This window comes from Streptomyces sp. NPDC001492, assembly GCF_053597275.1.
On sequence record NZ_JBSFHW010000080.1, the window covers coordinates 1 to 20,234 of the forward strand.

At 68.3% G+C, this 20,234-nt stretch carries 23 protein-coding genes and 4 pseudogenes; 8 read left to right on the forward strand and 19 right to left on the reverse strand.

The genetic code is table 11. The features are described 5' to 3' along the window. On the forward strand, nt 1-135 hold a 135-nt coding region (locus ACWC1K_RS48235), incomplete at its 5' end, for a helix-turn-helix domain-containing protein (protein ID WP_450840339.1). A gap of 164 nt (nt 136-299) precedes the next feature. Further along, nucleotides 300-383: pseudogene (locus ACWC1K_RS48240) on the forward strand (integrase); the annotation flags it as partial. 18 nt (nt 384-401) lie between these two features. Here ACWC1K_RS48240 and ACWC1K_RS48245 read toward each other — a convergent pair. The 8 genes from ACWC1K_RS48245 to ACWC1K_RS48280 form a co-directional block, all read right to left on the reverse strand. Further along, nucleotides 402-575 carry a hypothetical protein gene (locus tag ACWC1K_RS48245; protein ID WP_450840344.1) on the reverse strand — a complete coding sequence of 58 codons (174 nt, stop codon included), beginning with the start codon at nt 573-575 and terminating at the stop codon, nt 402-404. A 79-nt stretch (nt 576-654) separates the two neighbouring features. Next, entirely contained in the window at nt 655-894 is a 240-nt protein-coding gene (locus ACWC1K_RS48250) for a hypothetical protein (protein ID WP_450840302.1), read from the reverse strand. A 139-nt stretch (nt 895-1,033) separates the two neighbouring features. Beyond that, nucleotides 1,034-1,309: a YbiU family protein gene (locus tag ACWC1K_RS48255; protein ID WP_450840304.1), complete on the reverse strand. Its 276-nt coding sequence runs from the start codon at nt 1,307-1,309 to the stop codon at nt 1,034-1,036. A 215-nt stretch (nt 1,310-1,524) separates the two neighbouring features. Next, the gene (locus ACWC1K_RS48260) at nt 1,525-2,346 is read right to left on the reverse strand and encodes an ATP-binding cassette domain-containing protein (protein ID WP_450840306.1); all 822 of its coding nucleotides are present in this window, start codon (nt 2,344-2,346) and stop codon (nt 1,525-1,527) included. Continuing rightward, a complete protein-coding gene (locus ACWC1K_RS48265) occupies nt 2,343-3,407 on the reverse strand; it encodes an ABC transporter permease (protein ID WP_340384483.1) in 1,065 nt (354 codons plus the stop codon). Before ACWC1K_RS48265 ends, ACWC1K_RS48260 begins: the two co-directional genes overlap by 4 nt. Before the next feature lie 75 nt (nt 3,408-3,482). Next, nucleotides 3,483-4,490 (reverse strand): sugar ABC transporter substrate-binding protein, encoded by a 1,008-nt coding sequence (locus ACWC1K_RS48270; RefSeq protein ID WP_450840307.1) that lies wholly within the window; start codon nt 4,488-4,490, stop codon nt 3,483-3,485. A gap of 25 nt (nt 4,491-4,515) precedes the next feature. After that, a protein-coding gene (locus tag ACWC1K_RS48275; RefSeq protein WP_450840341.1) for an IS5 family transposase occupies nt 4,516-5,279 on the reverse strand; the annotation gives its coding sequence in 2 pieces (ribosomal slippage) (nt 4,516-4,976 and nt 4,976-5,279; 765 coding nt in all). Between the two features lie 153 nt (nt 5,280-5,432). Next, on the reverse strand, nt 5,433-6,545 hold the full coding sequence (locus tag ACWC1K_RS48280; RefSeq protein WP_450840308.1) for a serine hydrolase domain-containing protein: 1,113 nt from the start codon (nt 6,543-6,545) through the stop codon (nt 5,433-5,435). 295 nt (nt 6,546-6,840) lie between these two features. Here ACWC1K_RS48280 and ACWC1K_RS48285 point away from each other — a divergent pair. From ACWC1K_RS48285 to ACWC1K_RS48295, 3 genes and pseudogenes are all read left to right on the forward strand, one after another. Then, nucleotides 6,841-7,931, forward strand: a pseudogene (locus ACWC1K_RS48285) (ROK family protein). Nucleotides 7,932-8,115: 184 nt separating this feature from the next. After that, the gene (locus ACWC1K_RS48290; protein ID WP_450840309.1) at nt 8,116-8,268 is read left to right on the forward strand and encodes a hypothetical protein; all 153 of its coding nucleotides are present in this window, start codon (nt 8,116-8,118) and stop codon (nt 8,266-8,268) included. 387 nt (nt 8,269-8,655) lie between these two features. Next, a complete protein-coding gene (locus ACWC1K_RS48295) occupies nt 8,656-8,820 on the forward strand; it encodes a hypothetical protein (RefSeq protein ID WP_450840310.1) in 165 nt (54 codons plus the stop codon). A 12-nt stretch (nt 8,821-8,832) separates the two neighbouring features. Here ACWC1K_RS48295 and ACWC1K_RS48300 read toward each other — a convergent pair whose 3' ends face one another. The 4 genes from ACWC1K_RS48300 to ACWC1K_RS48315 form a co-directional block, all read right to left on the reverse strand. Then, nucleotides 8,833-10,206, reverse strand: coding sequence for a carboxylesterase family protein (locus ACWC1K_RS48300; protein ID WP_450840311.1), 1,374 nt, complete (start codon nt 10,204-10,206; stop codon nt 8,833-8,835). Continuing rightward, on the reverse strand, nt 10,203-11,273 hold the full coding sequence (locus tag ACWC1K_RS48305) for an LLM class flavin-dependent oxidoreductase (protein WP_450840313.1): 1,071 nt from the start codon (nt 11,271-11,273) through the stop codon (nt 10,203-10,205). The genes ACWC1K_RS48300 and ACWC1K_RS48305 overlap by 4 nt, the downstream gene beginning before the upstream one ends. Before the next feature lie 108 nt (nt 11,274-11,381). Continuing rightward, nucleotides 11,382-12,143: an IclR family transcriptional regulator gene (locus tag ACWC1K_RS48310; RefSeq protein WP_450840314.1), complete on the reverse strand. Its 762-nt coding sequence runs from the start codon at nt 12,141-12,143 to the stop codon at nt 11,382-11,384. Nucleotides 12,144-12,201: 58 nt separating this feature from the next. After that, nucleotides 12,202-12,711 (reverse strand): flavin reductase family protein, encoded by a 510-nt coding sequence (locus ACWC1K_RS48315; RefSeq protein ID WP_450840316.1) that lies wholly within the window; start codon nt 12,709-12,711, stop codon nt 12,202-12,204. Nucleotides 12,712-12,739: 28 nt separating this feature from the next. On the opposite strand from ACWC1K_RS48315, the gene ACWC1K_RS48320 reads away from it, so the two are divergent. Then, entirely contained in the window at nt 12,740-13,231 is a 492-nt protein-coding gene (locus ACWC1K_RS48320) for a hypothetical protein (protein ID WP_450840317.1), read from the forward strand. A gap of 339 nt (nt 13,232-13,570) precedes the next feature. Here ACWC1K_RS48320 and ACWC1K_RS48325 read toward each other — a convergent pair whose 3' ends face one another. The 5 genes from ACWC1K_RS48325 to ACWC1K_RS48345 all read right to left on the reverse strand — a co-directional run bounded on the left by ACWC1K_RS48325 (nt 13,571) and on the right by ACWC1K_RS48345 (nt 17,538). After that, nucleotides 13,571-14,188, reverse strand: coding sequence for a TetR/AcrR family transcriptional regulator (locus tag ACWC1K_RS48325; RefSeq protein ID WP_450840319.1), 618 nt, complete (start codon nt 14,186-14,188; stop codon nt 13,571-13,573). A 53-nt stretch (nt 14,189-14,241) separates the two neighbouring features. Further along, nucleotides 14,242-14,985: an SDR family oxidoreductase gene (locus ACWC1K_RS48330; RefSeq protein ID WP_450840320.1), complete on the reverse strand. Its 744-nt coding sequence runs from the start codon at nt 14,983-14,985 to the stop codon at nt 14,242-14,244. Nucleotides 14,986-15,252: 267 nt separating this feature from the next. Continuing rightward, nucleotides 15,253-15,477 carry a non-oxidative hydroxyarylic acid decarboxylases subunit D gene (locus ACWC1K_RS48335; protein ID WP_450840322.1) on the reverse strand — a complete coding sequence of 75 codons (225 nt, stop codon included), beginning with the start codon at nt 15,475-15,477 and terminating at the stop codon, nt 15,253-15,255. Then, the gene (locus ACWC1K_RS48340; protein WP_450840324.1) at nt 15,474-16,901 is read right to left on the reverse strand and encodes a non-oxidative hydroxyarylic acid decarboxylases subunit C; all 1,428 of its coding nucleotides are present in this window, start codon (nt 16,899-16,901) and stop codon (nt 15,474-15,476) included. The genes ACWC1K_RS48335 and ACWC1K_RS48340 overlap by 4 nt, the downstream gene beginning before the upstream one ends. After that, nucleotides 16,885-17,538: a non-oxidative hydroxyarylic acid decarboxylases subunit B gene (locus ACWC1K_RS48345; protein ID WP_450840326.1), complete on the reverse strand. Its 654-nt coding sequence runs from the start codon at nt 17,536-17,538 to the stop codon at nt 16,885-16,887. The genes ACWC1K_RS48340 and ACWC1K_RS48345 overlap by 17 nt, the downstream gene beginning before the upstream one ends. Nucleotides 17,539-17,780: 242 nt before the next feature. Here ACWC1K_RS48345 and ACWC1K_RS48350 point away from each other — a divergent pair, with 242 nt between their 5' ends. Next, on the forward strand, nt 17,781-18,137 hold the full coding sequence (locus ACWC1K_RS48350; protein WP_450840327.1) for a MarR family winged helix-turn-helix transcriptional regulator: 357 nt from the start codon (nt 17,781-17,783) through the stop codon (nt 18,135-18,137). Nucleotides 18,138-18,378: 241 nt separating this feature from the next. Here the strand turns inward: ACWC1K_RS48350 and ACWC1K_RS48355 are convergent. After that, nucleotides 18,379-18,540, reverse strand: a pseudogene (locus tag ACWC1K_RS48355) (PIN domain nuclease); the annotation flags it as partial. Next, nucleotides 18,537-18,797 (reverse strand): annotated as a pseudogene (locus ACWC1K_RS48360) (type II toxin-antitoxin system VapB family antitoxin). The pseudogenes ACWC1K_RS48355 and ACWC1K_RS48360, both read right to left, overlap by 4 nt. Nucleotides 18,798-19,035: 238 nt before the next feature. Between ACWC1K_RS48360 and ACWC1K_RS48365 the strand changes: the two are divergent. Further along, nucleotides 19,036-20,178, forward strand: a complete 1,143-nt coding sequence (locus ACWC1K_RS48365) for an ABC transporter substrate-binding protein (protein WP_450840328.1) — start codon at nt 19,036-19,038, stop codon at nt 20,176-20,178. Nucleotides 20,179-20,234 lie beyond the last annotated feature (56 nt).

A 20,234-nucleotide genomic window follows, 5' to 3' on the forward strand; every position in this document is an offset into this window, starting at 1 on the left:
GCGGCGCTCGCCGCCGAGCTGGGCTACGGCTCGGAGAGCGCGTTCAGCACGGCGTTCAAGCGCGTTATCGGGGAGTCGCCGCAGCGCTACCGGGCGCGCGTGCGCCAAGAGGCCGTTCCGATCCCAGGCCGGTGACGGAGATCAGCCCCGAGCGGAGCCAGCGCGCCTCGGGTACCTATCCGGGCTCAGGAGAACTCGCGGGATGTCGCCACAGTGGGCGCGAGGCCGTCCCCGCCTGCTCATTCCTGACGACGAGGAATTCGTCGTCCAGGCAGCCACCACCCGCCCGACCAAGCTGGGCCAGCCACCGGGACGTCCTGGCGACAGAGCGCCGTGAACGCGCCCGGGGCCGCAGCGAGAAGGGCATCCGCTGGGACTGGCGAGCGCGAATCGCGGCCCGATCACTCACTGACGTTCAAGGTCGCACAGTCCGCGACGCCCAGCTCGGACAGCGCTGCCCGAAGCCGCTGCAGGGCCGCAGCGGGGTCTGAACCCTCCGCGATTTCGGGGGCGAGATGGCAGCGACCCATGCTGCTGCCCGCGCCGGTGACCTCACCGTCGAGCTCGTACGCCACCTCCACGCCTCCTCGACCTCGCCACGATCGATCGGCAGCCCCGCGAACACGATTTCAACGAACACCCCGGGCCTGCCTCCTAACTCGGCGAACCTTTCCGGTCACAGCACCAGCCGTACTCCTTCGCCAAACGCTCGTGCACCACGGCGCCCTTGATGAGGATCTCTGCCCGCAGCATCGCGTCGATCAACGGGGCAACCTCGTCGACCACCTTCTTCCGGGGCCGACCGTTCGACATCCGTCTCGGCGGCACCGATGCCGCCGCGCTCGACAGATACTTGCGGACCCTCTTGCGGTCCAGCCCAGTCTCCCTGGCCACCTCCGTCAGACTGACCGCTCCCGACTCGACCAGAGCACGGAACCGCCGCAGTTCCAGCCAGCGCGCTGATCCAAAACCACCGCGCCACCGCCCTCCGCCACCCTTCACCGACGAGCAGCAGAGTGCCGGGCACCACGCATCACCGCACCATCAAGCGTCCCTTTGCACTCGTACGCGACCGGGGACGAATCAGGCTCCCGTCGAAGAGGTGGCGGAACGTCTGCTGGTGCTCCCGGGTCATCCACAGATCGAGGGTGCCGGGATCACAGTGGGTGCCCAGACCGCGGGAGTCGGTGCCCGGCGGGCGGCGGCGGATCCGGTCGGGGTAGAGCGCGTCACGGTCGGGGTCGAACCAGCGCACGCCCTCCGACTCGTGCCGCCAGAAGGAGTTGAGAAAGGACTGGACGCGGGCCATTCGGTCGCTCTAGCGGGCCTCCGTCTGGGCCCTCGACCAGTAGATGGGATAGATCTCGGGTGTGGAGCCGACGCTGCCGAAGAAGTCGTCGCCGACCTGGAAGGTCCGCGGGAATGGTCTGCCAGTACGGCGGAGAGTGCCGGTCGTGCTGTTCGTTCGCGATCGTCACCATCTGCGACTGCTTCGGTCAGAACTGAGCTGGGTGACCGGGCGGGTCAGTCCTCGTCGTCGATCGTGTGACGGAGGTCGTCCAGTTCTGTTCCGCCGGCCATCAGGTCGAGGATCTCGTGGCGGGATTTCTCGCCACGGGAGAACTGGGCCGCGACCTCTCCCTGGATGAGTACCGTGAACCGGTCGCCGATCCTGATCGCGTGTGTGGCGTTGTGGGTGATGAAGACGGTGCCGATGCCGGACCGCCGCGCCGCGTCGACTTGCCGCAGGACGACGGCCGCTTCCTTGACTCCCAGCGCGGACGTCGGTTCGTCGAGGATGAGTACGCGGGCGCCGAAGTACATGGCTCGCGCGATGGCGAGGGCCTGCCGTTCCCCGCCGGACAGGGTGCCGACGAGTTGCCTGGGGTCGGTGACGCGGCGGATGCCCATGGCCGCGATGTTCTCCAGCGCGATGCGGTCGGCCGTGGCCGTGTCGGTGCGCCGGAACGGTCCCCGGCCCTTCGTCGGTTCCAGGCCGAGGAAGAAGTTCTGCGAGACGCTCATGAGCGGGATCGCGCCCACGTCCTGGTGCACCGTGGCGATGCCCGCCGCCTGGGCGTCGCGAGGGGAACGGAAGGACTGCGACTCCCCGGCGACTTCCACCGCGCCGCTGCTGGGCGGGTGGACCCCGGACATGATCTTGATGAGGGTGGACTTCCCGGCGCCGTTGTCACCGAGCAGGCAGTGCACCTCTCCCGGGTGGACATCGAGCGAGGCGTTGCGGAGAGCGACGACGCCGCCGAAGGTTTTGGACACGTCGCGCAGCCGGAGGACGGGTGTGACGGCCGGCGTTTCGATGGCGGGGGCTTCCTGGGATGTGCTCATCGGGTCGGTTCCTTTCGCGGTCGGTCGGGGCCTCGGGTCAGGGCCAGCTTGCGGATGGCGTTGTTGCCGATGACGGCCAGGACGAGAAGGATGCCGACGATGGCGGTGGTCCAGTCGGTGCTCCAGCCGGTGTAGAACAGGCCGATGTTGACGATGCCGTAGGTGATGGTGCCGAGGGTGGCGCCGATGACCGAGCCGTAGCCGCCGGTCAGGAGGATGCCGCCGATGACCGCGACGATGGGCGCCTGGAAGACGAATCCCTGTCCCGAGGCCGCGTTCCCGCTGTTGAACTCCGCTGTCTGGATCACCCCGCACAGGGCGCTGGCGGCGGCTGTGGCGACGAAGAGGATCAGCTTGACCCGGGACGTCGGGACCCCGGCGCGACGCGCGGAGTCGGTGTTCCCGCCGGTGGCGTAGATCCAGGCGCCGAAGGGTGTCCTGCGCAGCACCCAGGCGGCGGCGAGGCAGATCACGAGCCACCAGAGGATGGCGATGTTGAAGTCGCCGAGCTTGGCTGCGAACACCTTCTTCCACGGGCCCGACAAGGCCAGCGAGATGGTGCTGGTACCTGTGAGGCCGCGTGACGCCCCCAGCGCGACACCGAAGCAGACGTAGTTGGCCGCCAGGGTCACGATGAATGAGGGAAGGCGGGTCCGGTTGACCAGGAAGCCGTTGCCCAGGCCCACGAGGACACCGAAGGCCAGCGCGATCAGGATGCTCACGATCAGTGGCAGGTGGTAGTAACCGGATCCTGCGGCGGTGATGATCATGGATCCGCCGAGGACGGAGCCGACGGACAGGTCGAACTCGCCGGCGATCATCAGAAGGCCGACGGGAACCGCGACGATGCCCAGTTCCGCGGCCGTGTTGAGCCACCCGGCGGTGGCGGAGAAGGAGAGGAACCCGGCGTCATTGGCGACGACGGCGAAGAAGGCGAACAGCGCGACCGCGGCGACGAGGGCCCCGAATTCGGGCCGCCTTGTCAGCCGGGAGACGGATGCGGCGCCGACGGCGGGTGCGGGCCGGTCCGTCGGCCCGCGCGAAATGGTGGTCTGGCTCATGCTGGTTGACGTCCTCCGGGAGACGTGCCTGCGGCGGCCGGTCGCCGTGGGGCGGCGACCGGATCACCTCCGGCGTCAGTTGGCGCCGCGGCTGCCTGGGTAGGTGGATCCGACTTTGAGGACCGTGTCCACGTTGTCCTTGGTGATCAGGTAAGGGCCGGTGGAGATCTCGGAGGTGGGGGCGACCTTGTACTTCAGATACTGCTCGGCGATGAGCAGCCCGTAGTAGCCCTGGAGGAAGGGCTGCTGGTCGATGACGAACAGCAGGTCACCCGACTTGACCGCGTTGAGGTCGTTCGTCGACAGGTCGGTCGTCCCGATGGTCAGCTTGCGGCCGGACTGCTTGGCTGCTGTGACGGCGTCCATGGCGATAGCCGAACCGAGGGTGAACACGCCGTCGACATCCCGGTGGGAGCGCAGCGCTCCGGCGATGTCCTGCTGGACCTTCTGGTCGTTGTTGGCGTCCTCCGAGGGGATGGTGAGGTTCACGACGCTCCCGCCGACCGCCTTCAGCCCCTTCTCGTACCCCTTGCACCGCTGTTCCAGCACCGGGTTGCCGGGCACCTGGTTGACGCACAGGCCCTTCTTGACACCGGCTTTGGCCTGGGCGGTGCCCGCCACCATGCCCATGGCTACCGGGTCCTCGCCGACGTACCCGACGGCGCCCAGAGCACGCCACGAGGTGCGTCCCGAGTTGGTCACGACGACCGGGATGCCTGCCGCGGTCGCCTTCTTGATCAGCGGGTTCAGCGCGTCGGGGAAGTAGTCACCGACGACGATCGCGTCCGGCTTCCGCCCGATGGCGGACTCCATGAGGCGGGTGTATACCGCGATGATGTCGTTGGCGTCCTTGGAGGCGCTGTACTCGTACTTGACGCCCAGTTCCTTGGCGGCAGCGTCGCTGCCCTGCTTCGTGGCGCCGAAGAACGGGTCCGACAGGGGGCCGGAGATGTCGATGACGAAATGCCGTCCGCTTCTCCCGGCGGACATGCTGCCGCCGGCGGCGGTCGGTTTGGCACTGCAGGCCGTCAGTACCGCGGCCGCCAAGGCCGCCGCGCAGGCTGCCTTGATCACTGGTCTCATGGCGTTTCCTTTCTTAGACGTCATCTCATTTGGTGAGTCTGCGGTAGCAGATGAGGGTGCAGGCGATGCTGGTGAAGGCCAGGAAGTGCTCGGCTTTGCGCTCGTAGCGTCGGTGCAGTCTGCGGCATCCGGCGAGCCAGGACATGGTGCGTTCTATGGTCCAGCGGTGGCGACCCAGGCGGGTCGAGGACTCGATGCCTTTGCGGGCGATGCGGTGACGGATGCCGCGCCCGCGTAACCATCGCCGCAGGTGCTCGTAGTCGTATCCCTTGTCGGCGTGGAGCTTTGCCGGTCTGCGCCGCCGGCGTCCGCGCCGGGAGCGGATCGGCAGTATCCCTTTCACCAGCGGGATCAGCGCCTGGCTGTCGTGCAGGTTCGCCCCGGAGATCCCGACGGACAGGGGCAGACCGGTCCGCTCGGTGATCAGGTGGATCTTTGAGCCGTACTTGCCTCGATCGACAGGATTCGGGCCTGTCAGTTCCCCCTTTTCAGGGCCCGCATGTTCACCGAGTCGATCGCGCAGCGGGACCAGTCCAGCTCGCCGCGGGAGCCGAGTTCGTCGAGGACCAGGCGGTGGAGTTTTGCCCACACGCGGGCCTTCGTCCACTCGGTGAATCGTCGGTGGGCCGTCGCTCCCGATGGCCCGAACGATGCGGACGGCAACTGCTGCCACGTGCAGCCCGAGGTCGCCACGAAGACGATGGCGGCCAGCACTTCGCGGTCGCCGTGCCGACGTCGGCCACCGCCCTGAGGCCGCGATGGCGCATCCGGCACCACCCGCTGGAACATCTCCCACAACTCGTCCGGCACCAGCCGCTCAACGATCCCTGCCACGACCGGCAGCTTACCCAGCCAAATGAGATGACGTCTTAGTGGCCGGCCGCGAGAGGACGGCACGCAGTGGCGGCGCTTCCCGGGCTCGGTGATCGAGGAGGTACCGCTTCACAGCGCGTCGCGCACCGCTGACAGGAGGCGGTGGATGCGACGGTGGGGGGTGGGATCCGGGTGGGCCCGGTTGCCGACGTAGGCGAAGGAGATGCCGCTCTCGGGGTCCGCGAACGCCAGGGCGCCGGCCGCCCCGTTGTGGCCGAAACAGCGGGTGCCCAGCATCGGCTCCCGTGGTGAGGCCAGCATGAACAGCGTTCCGAAACGGCTGGGCTGGTCCACCAGAACCAGGTCGGGCCCGTATCCCTGCTGTGCGGTGGCGACCGCCACCGCCTCGGGGGACAGCGACCGCAGTGGCCCGTCCACAGCGGTGGCCATCAGCCGTGCCAGCGACCGCGCGTCGCCGATCGCGTTGGCGCCCGGGATCTCCGGGCCCCACATGGGCGGCGTGTCGAAGACCGGAAAGGTGATCTCGGGATTGGTGAGGACCCGGTGGGTGATGGCCGCCGGGTCGGCCTGCCGCACCCGGCGGACTTCCCCGATCCCTGGTGCCGGGTCGGCGACGACATGCCGTTCGACCCGGTGGCCGAGGGCCGGGGGCAGCCCGATCCAGACCTCGGCTTCCAGCGGTTCGGCGAATCTGGTCCGCAGGTAGTCGCCCGGCGTATGCCCGGTCACCCGGCGGATGATCTCCCCGGCGAGATAGCCCATGGTCAGTGCGTGATAGCCGTGGGCGGACCCCGGTTTCCACAGCGGCGTCTGACCGGCGAGGTCGTCGACGCACCGCTGCCAGTCGGCCAGGCCCCCGGGTGTCATGGGGGTGGCGAACGCCGGCAGCCCGGCCTGGTGCGCGAGCAGTTCGCCCAGGGTGACCAGTTCCTTGCCCCCCGCCGCGAACTCGGGCCAGTACCGGGCGACGGGGTGCCCCAGGGCAATCAGACCGTCATCGAGCATCGCCGTCACCATCAGCCCGAGAAGGGCCTTGCTGACCGAGAAGACCACCTGCAGGGCGTCCCGCGGATACGGCGTCCGTCCGTCCTGCGACACTCCGCCCCACAGATCGGCCACCAGAGCACCGTGGCGGTAGACGGCGACCATCGCCCCTTTGTCGTCGCCCGTGCGCAGATTCGTCTCCAGGGCGTCACGCAGCTGCGCGAAGTCCTTGGCCACCCAACCGTGCACCTCTGGCCGAGGCGCAGTCACTGCGTTCGCCACCGGCCACCTCCCCTACGTCGGAGCTACGAGCTGCTTCGGAGTTGCTCCCGAGCACCTTCGGAGCCGTGAATGGCAGTGACCGTATGTCGTGCATATTTCGTTCCACTAGGGACGTAATTCATTCGTAATAGGGACTAACTGCTAGCTAATATTGACCTCACGAGGCAAAATTAAGGCCATGCCAGTGCTTCCCCGGCCGAGCGGCTCGTTGTCCACGCGAGCCATCGACCTCCTCATCGTCAACGGCCCGATGCACCGGGCGGCCCTCGCCGAGCAGGCCGGTTGGGCACGGTCGACCACCAGCCGCGTCATCGGAGAACTCGTGGCGGACGGATTCGTCGTCGAGACCGACATCGTGATGACCGGCAGCCGCGGACGCCCGCACCGGCTGCTGACGTTGAACCCCGACGCCGGATGCACCGTCGGGATCGACTTCGGCTACCGGCACATACGAGCAGTGGTCGCGGACGCCGCGCACCGCATCCGCGCCATCGCGGTCGGAGAGCTGGAGGTCGACTACCCGCCGGAAACGGGCGTGCGGGTGGCCGGTGAGCTGGTGGGCGAGGCACTGTCACAGGCCCGGCTGCCGGACGACGCGCTCCTCGGCGCGGGCGCCGCGGTGCCAGCACCGATCGACCGGCGCACCGGCGGGGTCTCGCACTCCAGCATGATCCCCACCTGGGCCGGACGCGACGTCGCCGCAGACCTCCGACACGTCCTGAACTTGCCGGTCACGGTGGACAACGACGCCAAGCTCGCCGCCGCGGCCGAGACGTACTGGGGGCCGGACAGGGCTACGGCGCGTACCTCTTCCTCAAGCTCCACTCCGGTGTCGGCGGATCCCTCGTCCTGGGCGGCACCATCGTCGACGGCGGCAACGGCAGCGCGGGCGAGTTCGGACACGTCGGCCTGGACCTGACAGGCCCCGTGTGCCGCTGCGGAGCACGCGGCTGTCTGGAGGTCTACGCGGGAATCCCCGCCATCCTCGAAGCGTTGCGCCCGGCCCACGGACTCCTTACCCTCGCCCAGGCCACCCGCCTGCTCGAGGCGGGCGACCCCGCTGTCCGACGTGTCTTCCGCGAGGCCGCCGGCAAAGTGGGCCAGACGGCGAGCCTGCTGTGCAACGCCTTCAACCCCGACGCCATCATCATCGGAGGCGCTCTCGCCCGGGCCTCCGAGCATCTCATCCCCGAGATCAAGAACTGCATCAGGACGCTGGCTCTGCCCACCAACCACAACGTCGCGGTGCTCGCCACCAACCTGGGCCCGGAAGCCTCGGCCATGGGCGCGGTGCGCCTCGCCTTCACGCAGCTGGCGAACAGGACGGCGCACCCGAGGTGACCGCCGCGCGTCCGCTGATCCGGCTTCCGGTTGGTGGTCGGGGCGCACGCGCTCAGCACGTGAGCCCTGCCACCATCAAGCCGTCGAGGTCGCTGTTGAAGCGCCGGGTACCCGGGCTGCCGGAGCCGAGGCAGCGACTCCGGGCGCGTGAGCGGCTGCGGCCGGTAGCGCAACTCAAGCGATCTTGTCTCGCGTTGTTCGGACAACCCCCGCCGCCATCGACTGGACTGACCTCGGGCACGCCACCCGGGCGCTGCGCGTGTTCCAGGACATCATCCGCACAGGCCTGCCAGAAGGCATGGAGGGCAGCCAGGGCGACAGCGAGGCGGTCGAGTAGTGTCCTTGCCTGGTCGAGCAGCCCCACGAGGCGGTGGGAGGGGATGGACCTGGGGATGCCCTTGATGCCGCCGACCGGGAGGTTCCGGCGGCATTGCGGAAGATCATGCGCTCGCGCTTGAGTGCGCGGAACAGGCCGCTCAGGGCTGTGGCCAGCCCTCGACGGGCAGAGCCGGTCAGGCCGTCCACGGCGTCTTCGATGTGGGTCGTGGTGATGTCCCTCGGCGAGGTCACGCCGGCCCACCTAAACAGCCCTGAAATACTGCCCGGACTTCCCCTGCCTGCTTCGGATCGATCCAGCACGCCCGAGCCTTCGCCGACGAGTCTTGCACCGCCTACAACCACGAGCACCGGCACTCCGGGACCCGGACTGCACACCCCTGCCTCGGTGCACTTCGGCACCGCGGGACAGATCCGCGAGCAGCGCGCCATCACCCTCGCCGCGGCCTACGCCGCCCACTCCGAGCGCTTCGCCCGCAGACCGATCCCGCCCGAGATCCCCCTCGTCGCCTGGATCAGCGAACCAACGACCGCCATCGCACAGGCAACTTGATATCAAGCTGTCTCAGCTGACATGACAGGTTCCGCTGTGATCCTCGTCTGGTCGCTCTGTCGTCGGCGGGTGACCGTAGAGGAAGGCTCGGAAGTCGCGTCGGAGGCGGATGGAGACTTCGTCGATTCCTTCATCGCCTGCGTAGAGGCGGGCGAGTTCGGGGTGGCGATGGTTGCCGAACAGTACGGGCACGTCGAGGGTGTGGGTGGCGCCGAGCCAGCCGTCCCATACGGTCGCGGGGCGGCTGTAGCGGGTGCGCCAGACGCGGCCTGGTGCGGCGCTGGCCCAGGCGTCGGCGGGTTCATCGAAAAGGGCGCTGGTCACGGCGGCGGACAGCGCCCAGTGCGGGTCGTCTGCTCTGGCCGGCGGGAGTGAGAGGGCTGCTTCCTTGTAGCGGCGGTGGCCGTCGCCGGGCAGCGTCGCCGCGGCGATGGCTTCGGCCTCGGTTGACGTCAGCCGACGCGGGGAGCGTTCGTCGAGCACGAAGAACGTGCCCTCGTCGGACGTCGTGTTGAGTCTGGTCGCAATGGCGGAGGGCGCGGGGAGGCCGTCTGCGAGTTCGCCCGCGGCGACAGGGCCGAAGCGGTGGGTCGGGGCGATCGCGGACGCGGCGGCGATCAGAGCACTGTCATCGAGCTCTGCCAGCTGTCGGACCGGTACGTCGAGCTGTGCGGCCAGGCGCTGCACGACGTCGGCTGCGGGGTCCGGTTGGGTGAGGTGGGGGATTCCGCTGTGCAGGGACAGTGCGGCGATTGGTGTGTCGGCGCCGGGCAGTACGGACTGTATCGCCGCGCTCATCGCGCCTGCCGAATCCCCGGCCAGGGTGACACGGCTGGGATCGCCGCCGAACGCGGAGATGTTGCGGCCGACCCAGTCGAGCGCGGCCCTCTGGTCGAGCAGGCCGAGGTTGGCGTGGTCGCCGGTCAGTTCGGGGTGCCAGGCGAAGCCGAGCGGGCCGAGCCGGTAGTTGACGGTGACGACGACGGTTTCGGTGTCTTTGGCGAGCGTCGCTCCACGCAATGCGGGCACGTCGCCCGATCCGTTGGTGAACCCGCCGCCGTGAATCCATACGAGCACCGGCAGATTCGCTCGCCGGTCCGGCTGTGGTGTCCATACGTTGAGTACGAGGTAGTCGGGGCCGGAGGGTCCGGACCGGCCGAGGATCATCCGGGCTCGAAGGCTTCCCGGCTGCGGTGCGGTCGCACCGAATCGGGTCGCCGGCCTGGCACCCTCCCACCTGGGCGGCAGGCTGGGCGGGAGGAACCGCGACCCGCCCGTAGGACCGGCCGCGTAGGGAACACCGAGGAACGCGGCCACACCGTCCTCGACGGTCCCTTCGAGTTCTCCTGATTCGACGCGCACACGCATCGTGGTGCCTTTCGTCATGCGAGCGGGACTCCTCGCAGGCTCAGCGTCTTCTGTGCGGCCTCGCGGGCTGCCGGGGCGACGTGGTCGGCGACGGCCCTGGCGGTGGCGGTGGCTTCGGCAAGCCCGATGTCGCCGAAGATGATCGACAGTTCGAGGTAGTTGATGCCGGACGCCTCGATCTGCGCCACGATCTCGTCGCGCACGGAGTCCGCGGTGCCGACGAACGCATTGCCCTTGGCCAGGAGCTTCTCAGCGGAGAAGACACCGTCCAGCCGGTGGTCGTCGTTCTCGTGCCACAGGTGCAGGATCCGCTGCTCGAACAGGGCGCTCGCGCGGTGGAAGACGTCCTGCGCCTCGGCCCGGCTGCCCGCGACCACGACCGGGCTGGAGATGCCCAGACGCGGCCGGCCGGTGATGGGATTGAGCCGGTCCTCGTCGGCGCGGTGCTTCTCCCAGGTCGTCCAGAAGGTGTCGCCCACCTCGGCGACCCGGCCGTTCTCCCAGCGCGTGACGAAGTTGATGCCGTTGGATGCCGCCCACTCCGCGGTGGCCGCGCTGCCGGAGGCGTACCACAGTTGCGGGTACGGGCTCTGGACCGGGAGCACGGACAGCGCCGCGTCGTAATCGCGCAGCAGGGTTCCCCGATGCTTCATCCGGCCGGTGCGCAGCGCCGTCGTCACCGCCGTGAGCGTCTCCTCGTAGATCGCACGGGCCTGATCGCCCTGGACGCCCAGGATGCCGAGTTCCGCTGAGCTGACACCGGGGCCGACGCCGAAGTCGAGCCTGCCGTGCGAGAGTTGGTCCAGCGCGGCGATCTCCTCGGCCAGGCGGAACGGCTCGTAGGCGGGCAGGACGTTCACCAGGGTGCCGATGCGCAGCGTGCTGGTGATCCGGCTCAGGGCCGCGACGAAGAGGTTGGGCGACGGGACGACCGAGAGCGGCGTGCCGTGGTGCTCGGTCACGTGATAGTGCGCGAACCCCAGCCGCTCGACCTCCTGCGCGAAGCGGAACCGGTCGTCGAGCAGTTCCCCGACAGTGCCGTGGGCGAGATCGAACGAGTCGAAGATGCCTAGTTCCAAAGACATGAGACGGCCTTTCCGCTTCCTGGTGTTCGTGACCTTTCGATCACTATGCGCGGGAGGCGGGAGGGCGGTCGAGGAGATCTTTCCAGTATGCGGAAAGGCCCCGGATGATCAGCTGGGGTTCGCGATCTCCCGGGAGATCAGCTGAGCGTATTCCCGCAGCGGGGGGATCAGCCGTGGGAGGTTCGCGTCAGACGCGGGGACCAGCGCCGTCAGCGCCATCGGAGTGCGGTCGATCCCGGTCGCCACGGGCACGGAGAGCGAGGACTGCCCGGGGGAGCTCTCCGCGCGGGCGATGGCGTATCCGGCCTGTCGCGCGGCCTCGACTTGCGCCACGACGAGACGCGGCAGGACCTGCGTGTACGGCGTGTGCCTCTCCAGGCGCGTACGGAGCGCTTCCGAGAGCGCGGTCTTGTCCACCGTCGACATCAACAGCTTGCCCGCGCTGGTCGCGAACAGCGGGAGTTCATCGCCCGCGTGCGTCAGACGGATGCTGTCGAGCTTGCCGCGCACGGTGTCGATGCACACGAGCCGGTTGCCGATCATCGTGCTCAGCGCGACGGCCGCCCCGGTGCGCGCGGCGAGTTCATTGGCGAACGGGAGGGCGGTCCTGCGCAGCTCGCGCTCCCAGGCCGAGGACACGCCCAGGCGCCAGATCTTCTCTCCCAGCCGGTACGTCCCCGACTCGGTCCGCTCCACGCCGCCCCACGCGACGAGCTCGCCCAGCAGCCGATGCGCCGTCGATATCGGCAGGTCCGCGCGGCGCGCCAGCTCGCTGAGCGTGAGCGGCGAGGCTTCCGCGCCGAGGAGATCCATCAGGCCGAACACGCGCCCGACGTGGCTGCCGGACTCGCCGCCGGGCTTCTGCGCCATCGAGACTCCAAGTACGTCCACCCTAGATATCCCCGATGTTAACCAGGAAATCGGGCGTTCACCCCATGCGGTCGGTCACGCGGCGGAACTTGCTGCCGTGGAACAGCAGCGGTTCGACGGCCGACTGCGCATGCGCGTCTTCCACGAGGAGGAACGCGACCTCGTGGTCCCCGATCGTGGTGAGTTCGGCGATCGAGCAGCTCAGTACCAGTGCGCTGCCTCCGATGTGCACCGCGCCCTCGGGTGTGGCGGTCCAGTCGGCGCCGGCGAACCGGTCGCCCGGCCCTGCCAGCACGCGCGCGTAGTCCGCGTGCTGGTCCGCCAGGACGCTGATGCCGAGTTGCCTCACCTCGCGCAGCCGCGCCCAGGTCCGCGACTGGTTCCCGAACGCGACGCTCACCAGTGGCGGGTCCAGGGAGACAGTCGTGAACGAACTCGCGGCCAGACCGACCGGAGACCCGTCGACGAGCGCGGCGACCGCGGTGACCCCGGAGGGGAAGAGTGAGAACGCGCGGCGGAGTTCTTTGTGTTCGGCTGCTCTGACCGGTGCTGTTGCCTGAGTCGTCATTGCTGCTCACCTCGGAATCACTGACAATGTGATCTCCACTGTCATCGCCCGGCAGGCGCCTGTCGAAGAATTCCTTCCACGGATTGGAAGGCCCGGCACAGCGGCCTGTCCGTCGTCGGCGACAGCAGCCAGGACAGCACCGTCAGGAGCAGTCCGACCCGAGCCCGAGTGCTGGGGGCGATCGACATTTCCGAGGCGCGGCGCCTGGTTCCCGCAGCTGCGCCTGGTCGCGCTGGTCGAGTGCGGCAGCCTCGCGCTCCTCGGCGCCGCGCACGACTTGATCGCGGTCGGGGAGCGGGAGCCGGCCGAGCGCACGCTCGGCTCGCTCGCCCCCGGGATGCTGGTGCCGGCCGACCGCGGCTTTCCCTCCTACGAGCGGTACACGAAGGCGGCCGCGACCGGCGCAAGGGTGAGAAACGCGATGAATTGCATTGGCTGCAACGGTTCGCAGCTCCTCACCGCGGATGTTTCTGCTGATCAGAGCCCCTGGCGCGTGAACTGCCGTGGATCCCTTGCATAGTTGACCAACGCCGCCCGGTATGGACGCCCTGGTGGACCTGCCGCCCATGGTCATCGCCGACGTACTCGGTATCCACCCCAAGACAGCCGAACGCTGGGCCACCCTCGCCGGCGGGAACTGGTCCGAATACCTGGCAGTGCGACGGGCTGTCCCGCAGGGCCAGGTGGTGAGCAGGGCGTGTTCCGAGTCTGAATCATTGTCCTGGTCGGTGGTTTCGTCCCGCTGCGGACTCACCTGTTGACTCCGGGCGCTCCGCTGGGCCGGCTGACTCACGTGCGGGCCGCCACTCTGCGTCAGACGCTTCAGCGGCCGGCCGGCCGTAGCCGCAGCGTCCTGGGTTCAGGATCGGGCGCGACAGCGGGTGAGCATGAGGGCGACGGCTTCGTCCACGACCGTGCTGTCGACTGGGTCGGAGGGAGGGAGTGGATCATGCCGAGGAACCGTTCGGCCACTGCGGATGCCGTCTGCGTCTGTCCGTCGGAAGATGAGGGTGTCGGCTTGCGCTTCGGCCTCGAGGTAGTCGCGGAGCCGGTCGAAGAAGGGGCCGCGATCGATGGCGGAGCCGGTGCCGACGATGTCAGCGAGTTCCGGCATCTGGGGAAGCTCGGTGATGATGAGGCGGCACAGCGCCGCCGTGCCGGGCCGCGAGACCAGGCAGGCGTAGTCGCGGCCGATGTGAGTCAGGCCATTCCGGGGATCGCCGGGCGGAGGCGGCTCGACGTACTGCACATCCAGCTGCCACTGCTCGGAGGTGACGGCTGCGAACAGCGCAGCCTTGGAGGGGTACCTCTTGAAGAGGGTGCCGGTGGAGACGCGGGCCTCCCTGGCGATCTGGGCCAGGGAGGTCTTGTCGTATCCCTGGGCGAGGAAGAGGTCGCGGGCGGCGCGGATGATGCGCGCGCGGTTCTCCGTGATACCCGGCCTCGCACGTATCGCGACCGGTTTTCGCTCGGTCACGGTCCGCCACCGACTCCTGCGCCCCTCGCCCGTCTCCCCGCGCATCCTCGCTGTCAGAGGGCGATCTGGCCACCGTCCAGGATGAGGTCCTGGCCCACAGTGAATGCCGAGGCATCAGAGGCCAGGTACACGACTGCTTCCGCGATCTCTGCGGGCATACCCATGCGTTTCACAGGGATGCCGGAGCTGATCGCCTCCAGCATCGCCGCGCGCTGCTCTCCGAACTTGGCGTACAGCGGGGTGTCCACCGGCCCAGGGCTGATCGCGTTGAACCGGATGCCGTGCGACGCGAGGAGGTCCGCGTTCCACGACCGCATCAGGGAGCTGACAGCCGCCTTCGTCGCGGCGTAGGCGTTCGACTGCCCGTAGCCGCCGTGCGCGCTGTTGGACGAGTTGAGGATGACCGAGGACGAGTTGGCCAGCACGGGTATCAGGGCCTGCGTGAGGAAGAAGACGCTCTTGACGTTGATGTCGAAGAGCCGGTCGAAGCTGTCCTCCGTGTGGTCCTCGAACGGCCGCCAGTCCGAGACGCCGGCGTTCAAAAAGGCCACGTCCAGCTCTCCGAAGTGCTCACGCACCCGCTCCGCCAGGCCGCGCTGCGCATCGAGGTCGCGCGCATCCGCCCGGACCACCGGCACCTTGTCCCCGAGGACCTGTCGCGCCTTGTCGATGCTGGCCGGGGTTACGCCTGTGACCAGCACGTCCGCCCCCTCTGCGACAAAACGCTGCGCGGTCTCCAGACCGATCCCGCTCGTGCCGCCGGTGATGAGGGCGCGCTTGCCCGCAAGACGATTCATGTGTCTGTTCCTTGTCGAGACGTGAGGTAGGTGGATGGACTTACCAACTGGGGGTAGCTGCTGCACTCCCCTCGGTGGTAAGTGGATCCACTTACCACCGAGGGGGGATTTGTTGATCACGTGGACGTGAGTGAGGTGCCGCGCATGCGTGAGCTGCCGGAACCCACCGACTGTTCACCGGCCCTTGCCGCAACCGCCTGGGACCTGTCGGCGGTTCGGAGGCCGCACGCCGGCGTCGCGCCCGGTGATCACGGCTCGATACGCACCCTAGACGAGGCGCGGGGCGTGCTGGAGGTCGTCGGGGGTGATGCGGAAGTCTTCGGGATAGGTGTCGGGGTCGGTGGCGGCGGCGGGTTCGGTGGACCGCCAGGCGTACCAGCACCGGGAGCAGGAGCGCATGACCCAGTGCCCGGGGACGGGCGACTCGGCGACCAGGCTGATGTCCGGCGAGCTGCAGCGGGGGCAGAGGTGGGGTGTGGTTGCGGCGGTCATCGCAGCATCTCCTTGAGGGTGCGCTCCCAGTCGGCGGTCTCCGGGTAGGGGGTGATGAGCTGGTCGTCCTCACCGCGGATGTCCGGGGCCCTGGGGGTCGTGGCGTCCAGGATGAGGCGGGTCGTGATTCCCTGGGGATCGCTGGCGGGGTCCAGGGGGTTGCCGAACATCCGCGGGATGCTGATGGCGTCGTGCTGGGGGTTGAACTTCACGGACAGGGCCCACATGACCTGTTCCAGGTTGAACGGGTCGACGGTCTCGTCCACGACGATGACGAGCTTGGAGTAGCCGATGCCGTGCGGGGTCGTCAGCGCGCGCAGGCCGACGACGCGGCCGAACCCGCCGTGGCGGACCTTGGCGGAAATGATGTTGACCATGCCATGGGTGTACATGGCGTTGACGGCCTGGACCTCGGGGAACGCCTCCTTGAGCTGCCGGTATATCGGCACGGAGGTGTTGAGTGCCATCAGGTAGTCGATCTCGGTCCAGGGGAGGCCGAGGTAGAGGTGTTCGAAGATCGGGTTGCGGCGCATGTGGACGCGGTGGACCTTGACGACGGGCAGGGCGCGGCCGCCAGAGTAGTGGCCGGTGAACTCGCCGAACGGGCCTTCGAACTCGCGCTCCCCGTAGATGACCTCGCCTTCCAGGACGACCTCGGATCCCCAGGGCACGTCGAGTCCGGTGTACGGGGCCTTGACGACCGGGTAGGGGACGCCGCCGCGCCAGGCGCCGGCCATCTCGTACTCGGACTGGTCGTAGGCCAGCGGGGTGCTGGCGACCAGGGACAGGACGGGGTCGTTGCCGATGGCGATGGCGATCGGCAGGCCGGTCTTCTTGCCGTCGGAGGCCATGATGTGGCGGCCGAAGTCGTGCGGGGGTCCGGACTGCAGGCCGAGGTGGTCGGGTCCCTTGACCTGCATGCGGTAGATCCCGACGTTCTGCTTGCCGAAGTTGTCCGGGTCGGCGGAGTCGCGGGTGACGACGGCTGCCTTGTCGATGTACGGGCCGCCGTCGGCAGGGTTGAGGCGGAAGACCGGCAGCAGCTCGAAGAGGTTGATGTCCTCGGAGATGGTGATCTCCTGCCACGGTGCCTCGGTGCGGCGGTCGACCGGCACAGGGAACTTCTGCCAGCGGTCACCGAGCTCGAAGAACTGCTCCTTGAGGGAGGTCTCCTTGGGGAGGCCGAGCATCAGTGCGTGGTTGGCCCAGGAGCCGTGGACGTTGAGCGCGACGCGCGCATCACTGAAGCCCTTGATGTTCTCGAACAGCAGGGCCGGTGCCGTGTTGCCGTCGAGGTTGGCGACGGCACGGCCGGCAGCGCCGAGATCCGGCTCGGGCTTGACTTCACGGTCGATGTGCAGCAGCTGCTTGTCGGCTTCGAGCGCGCTCAAGAAGCTGCGCAGATCGTCATAGGGCGCTTGCATGAGATACCTCCCGGGAGGCGGGTGCGTCTCCCTCTGTGCGGATGGGGCTTACAGGGGTGCCTGGAGCGTTCTTCCGAGGCGGCGGGCCTTCCCAGCGGCGAGTGTCGGGCAGTTCCAGGTCGAACTGGTCCAGCAGCCGCGCGACCGTGTGGTCGACGATCTCGTCGACGGATTCGGGGCGGTGATAGAAGGCCGGCATGGGCGGCACGATGGAGGCGCCCATCCGGGACAGGGCCAGCATGTTGTCCAGGTGGATCTCGCTGAGCGGCGTCTCACGGGGTACCAGCACCAGTCGGCGCCGTTCCTTGAGGGTGACGTCGGCGGCCCGGCCGATGAGCCCTTCGCCGTACCCCATGCGGATGGCGGCCACCGTCTTCATGCTGCACGGAGCCACGATCATGCCGTCGGTGCGGAACGATCCGCTGGAGATGGCGGCGGCCTGGTCCTTCGGGCCGTAGGTCCGCGTGGCAAGCGCACGGACGTCGTGGACGGAACAGTCGGACTCCATCTCGATCGTGGCTCTGGCCCACTGGCTGAGCACGAGATGGGTCTCCACGTCGAGCGTGCGCAGCGCCTCCAGCAGCCGTATGCCGATGATCGCGCCCGTGGCACCGGTCATGCCTACTACCAGTCGCATCGGCCCTCCTTCCAGCAACACTCCGCACTCGGAATGTAAGAACACGGAATGTCCGTGCCTGGACTAAGGTAGGGGCAAGGAAGCGCGAAGCGCAAATGTCGGTGCGCAGAATTGAAGGGCTGGACATGCAGGACACGAACAGGCCAGGCCGGGCGGGGCTTGACTCTCTCGACCCCCTCAAAGCGACAGGTCACCTGCTGCGACGGGCGAATCAACGCTTCGTGGCGCTCTGGTCCGGAGCCATGCCTGGAGGCCTGACATCGCCCCAGCTCGCCGTCCTGGCCCTGCTCGCCGACGAGCAGCCGCTGGACCAGCAGACCATCGGGGAACGCGGCGGCTTCGACAAGTCGACCTGCGGCTACCTCATCGACCGCATGGACCGCGCCGGCCTCATCCATGCGGCCATCGACCCCGCCAACCGGCGCCGCAAGCTCGTACACCTCACCCCGGAAGGCCGTAGCACCCTCAACGAAGCACTCCCCGTAATACGCCAGGTGGAAGACGCCATGACGGCATCACTGACCCAGAGTGAGAGAACTCAACTCGACCGTCTGCTCGCCAAAATGCTCACCCTGCAGGGCGACGGCTCTGCATCCTGAGGTTCCCTCGCGGGGGTGGGCCGGGCGCCGAGACGACACGAAGGCTCCATCCCAATGACGAGTCTGAGAACAACAGTTGAGGTCCTCTCCGTCGGCCACCCCACGTGCAGCCAGACCTTCCCGTACGAGCCGTCCACGGCGTGCGTCCCGCGGATCTCGATCTTCAGTGGTCGGTCAGGGTCGTGATCAGCGCGAAGAGTTCGCCGATGCCGGTCTCGCTGCGGTGTTCTCCCACGGGGGTGCGATCCGTGGCCGAACGGGCCGAGTAGAGGACTTCCAGGTCGGCGAGGTCGCAGATCGCGACGAGGCCGGCGGCGATCCTGTCGTCCCATTCGGCCGTGTTCTGGCGGAGCAGGACGCGGGCAAGGGCGGAGGCGTCGACGAGGTAGTCGGCGACAGTCATTCGTCGGCCCCGATGTCACGGACACCACTCGCCGCCGTGTCCGAGGGGCGGTACGTGCGCTTGTCCTGCAGCAGGTCCATGTCCAGTGCGCCGTCGGCCGCCAGTTCGCGGGCTTCGTCGAGTGCCCGCAGACGCCCGTAGCGGGCTGTGACCTACCGCAGGGAGGTGTTGATGGTGTCGCGTTTCGTGGTGGTGCCCAGTTCCTTGGCGGCTGCGTCCAGTGCCTCGTCGTCGAGGTCGATGACTGTCCGACTCATGAATCACTCCTCGTTGCGCAAGGCGGAGGATATCTATTTACAAGATCTTTTATCTATCGACGTGCCGGTGGCCAGTGGAGTCCGGTCGGTAGAAGAGTTCGTGAGTCCATCGAACGGTTGAATGTGGTCCCGGCTTACGGGTGACGCGGAACAGGGCCTCGTCCCGCGAGAATTGCCAGGTCGTCGAGCCTGAGTCGCCGATGAATCGCAGATCAGACACGAGGAGAGGATTCCCACCATGTCCAGGGACTTCAGCAGGCGCCGGCTGATCGCCGCAGGCGCGGGCGTCGCGTTCGCCGGGGCCGCCGCCGGGCAGGCGTCTGCCGCGCCCGGCGCCCGAAGCGCCGGGGCTTCCCTGTTCGGAGTCCGTGAGGAGCGGCGCTCCTTGGAAGAGCTGTACGAGGCCGCCGTCGCCGAGGGCGGCAAGCTCGTCCTCTACCAGGGCGGCGACGTCGACAGCCAGGCCGCCGGCGTTCGAACCGCATGGGCCGCTGCCTTCCCCGAGGTCGAGCTGACGGTCGCCGTCGACTACAGCAAGTACCACGACGTCCGGGTCGACAACCAGCTCGCGACCGGCACTCTGGTCCCCGACGTCGTCCAGTTGCAGACCCTCCAGGACTTCACCCGCTGGAAGCGTCAGGGCAAGCTGCTGCCCTACAAGCCAGCTGGCTTCTCCGAGGTGCACAAGGGCTTCAAGGACCCCGACGGCGCGTGGACGGCGCTGATGGTCATCGCCTTCAGCTTCATGTACGACATTCAGGCCGCCGGAGCCCACGCCCCGAAGACCGCCGCCGACCTGGTCGACGCCCGCTGGAGGAACGCCATCGCGTCCTCCTACCCCAACGACGACGACGCGGTTCTCTACCTCTACAGCCTCTACCAGCGCACCTACGGCTGGGACTGGGTGGCCGCCTTCGCGGCCCAGCAACCGCAGTTCGCGCGCGGCACCCACACCCCTGGCGCCGCGGTCACCGGCGGGCAGAAGACCATCGGCGTCGGTGGCTCCGGCAGCGCGGTCTCCACCTCGACCACACTGAAGTGGGTCCTCCCGGACGACGCGCCCTTCATGGCCTGGGGCCAGCGCGCTGCGATCCTCAAGCAGGCCGCTCATCCGGCAGCGGCCAAGCTCTACATGAACTGGCAACTGTCCGAGGCTCGCCAGAAAGCGGCCTTCAACGGCTGGTCGGTCCGCGAGGACATCACTCCGAACGCGAGCCTCAAGCCCGTCTGGGACTTCCCGAACGCTCACGTCGAGGACTTCCCGAAGTTCATGGAGGACCGGGCCGAGGTCGAGCGGCTGAAGCAGACCTTCGCCCTGTACTTCGGTGAGGTCAAGGGCGACCCGTCGCCGGGGTGGTTGGGCCTGCACCCGGGGCGGTGACCACGTGGAGGGTGGTTTACCGGGGGGACACAGGCTCGTCCTACACTCCTGGCATC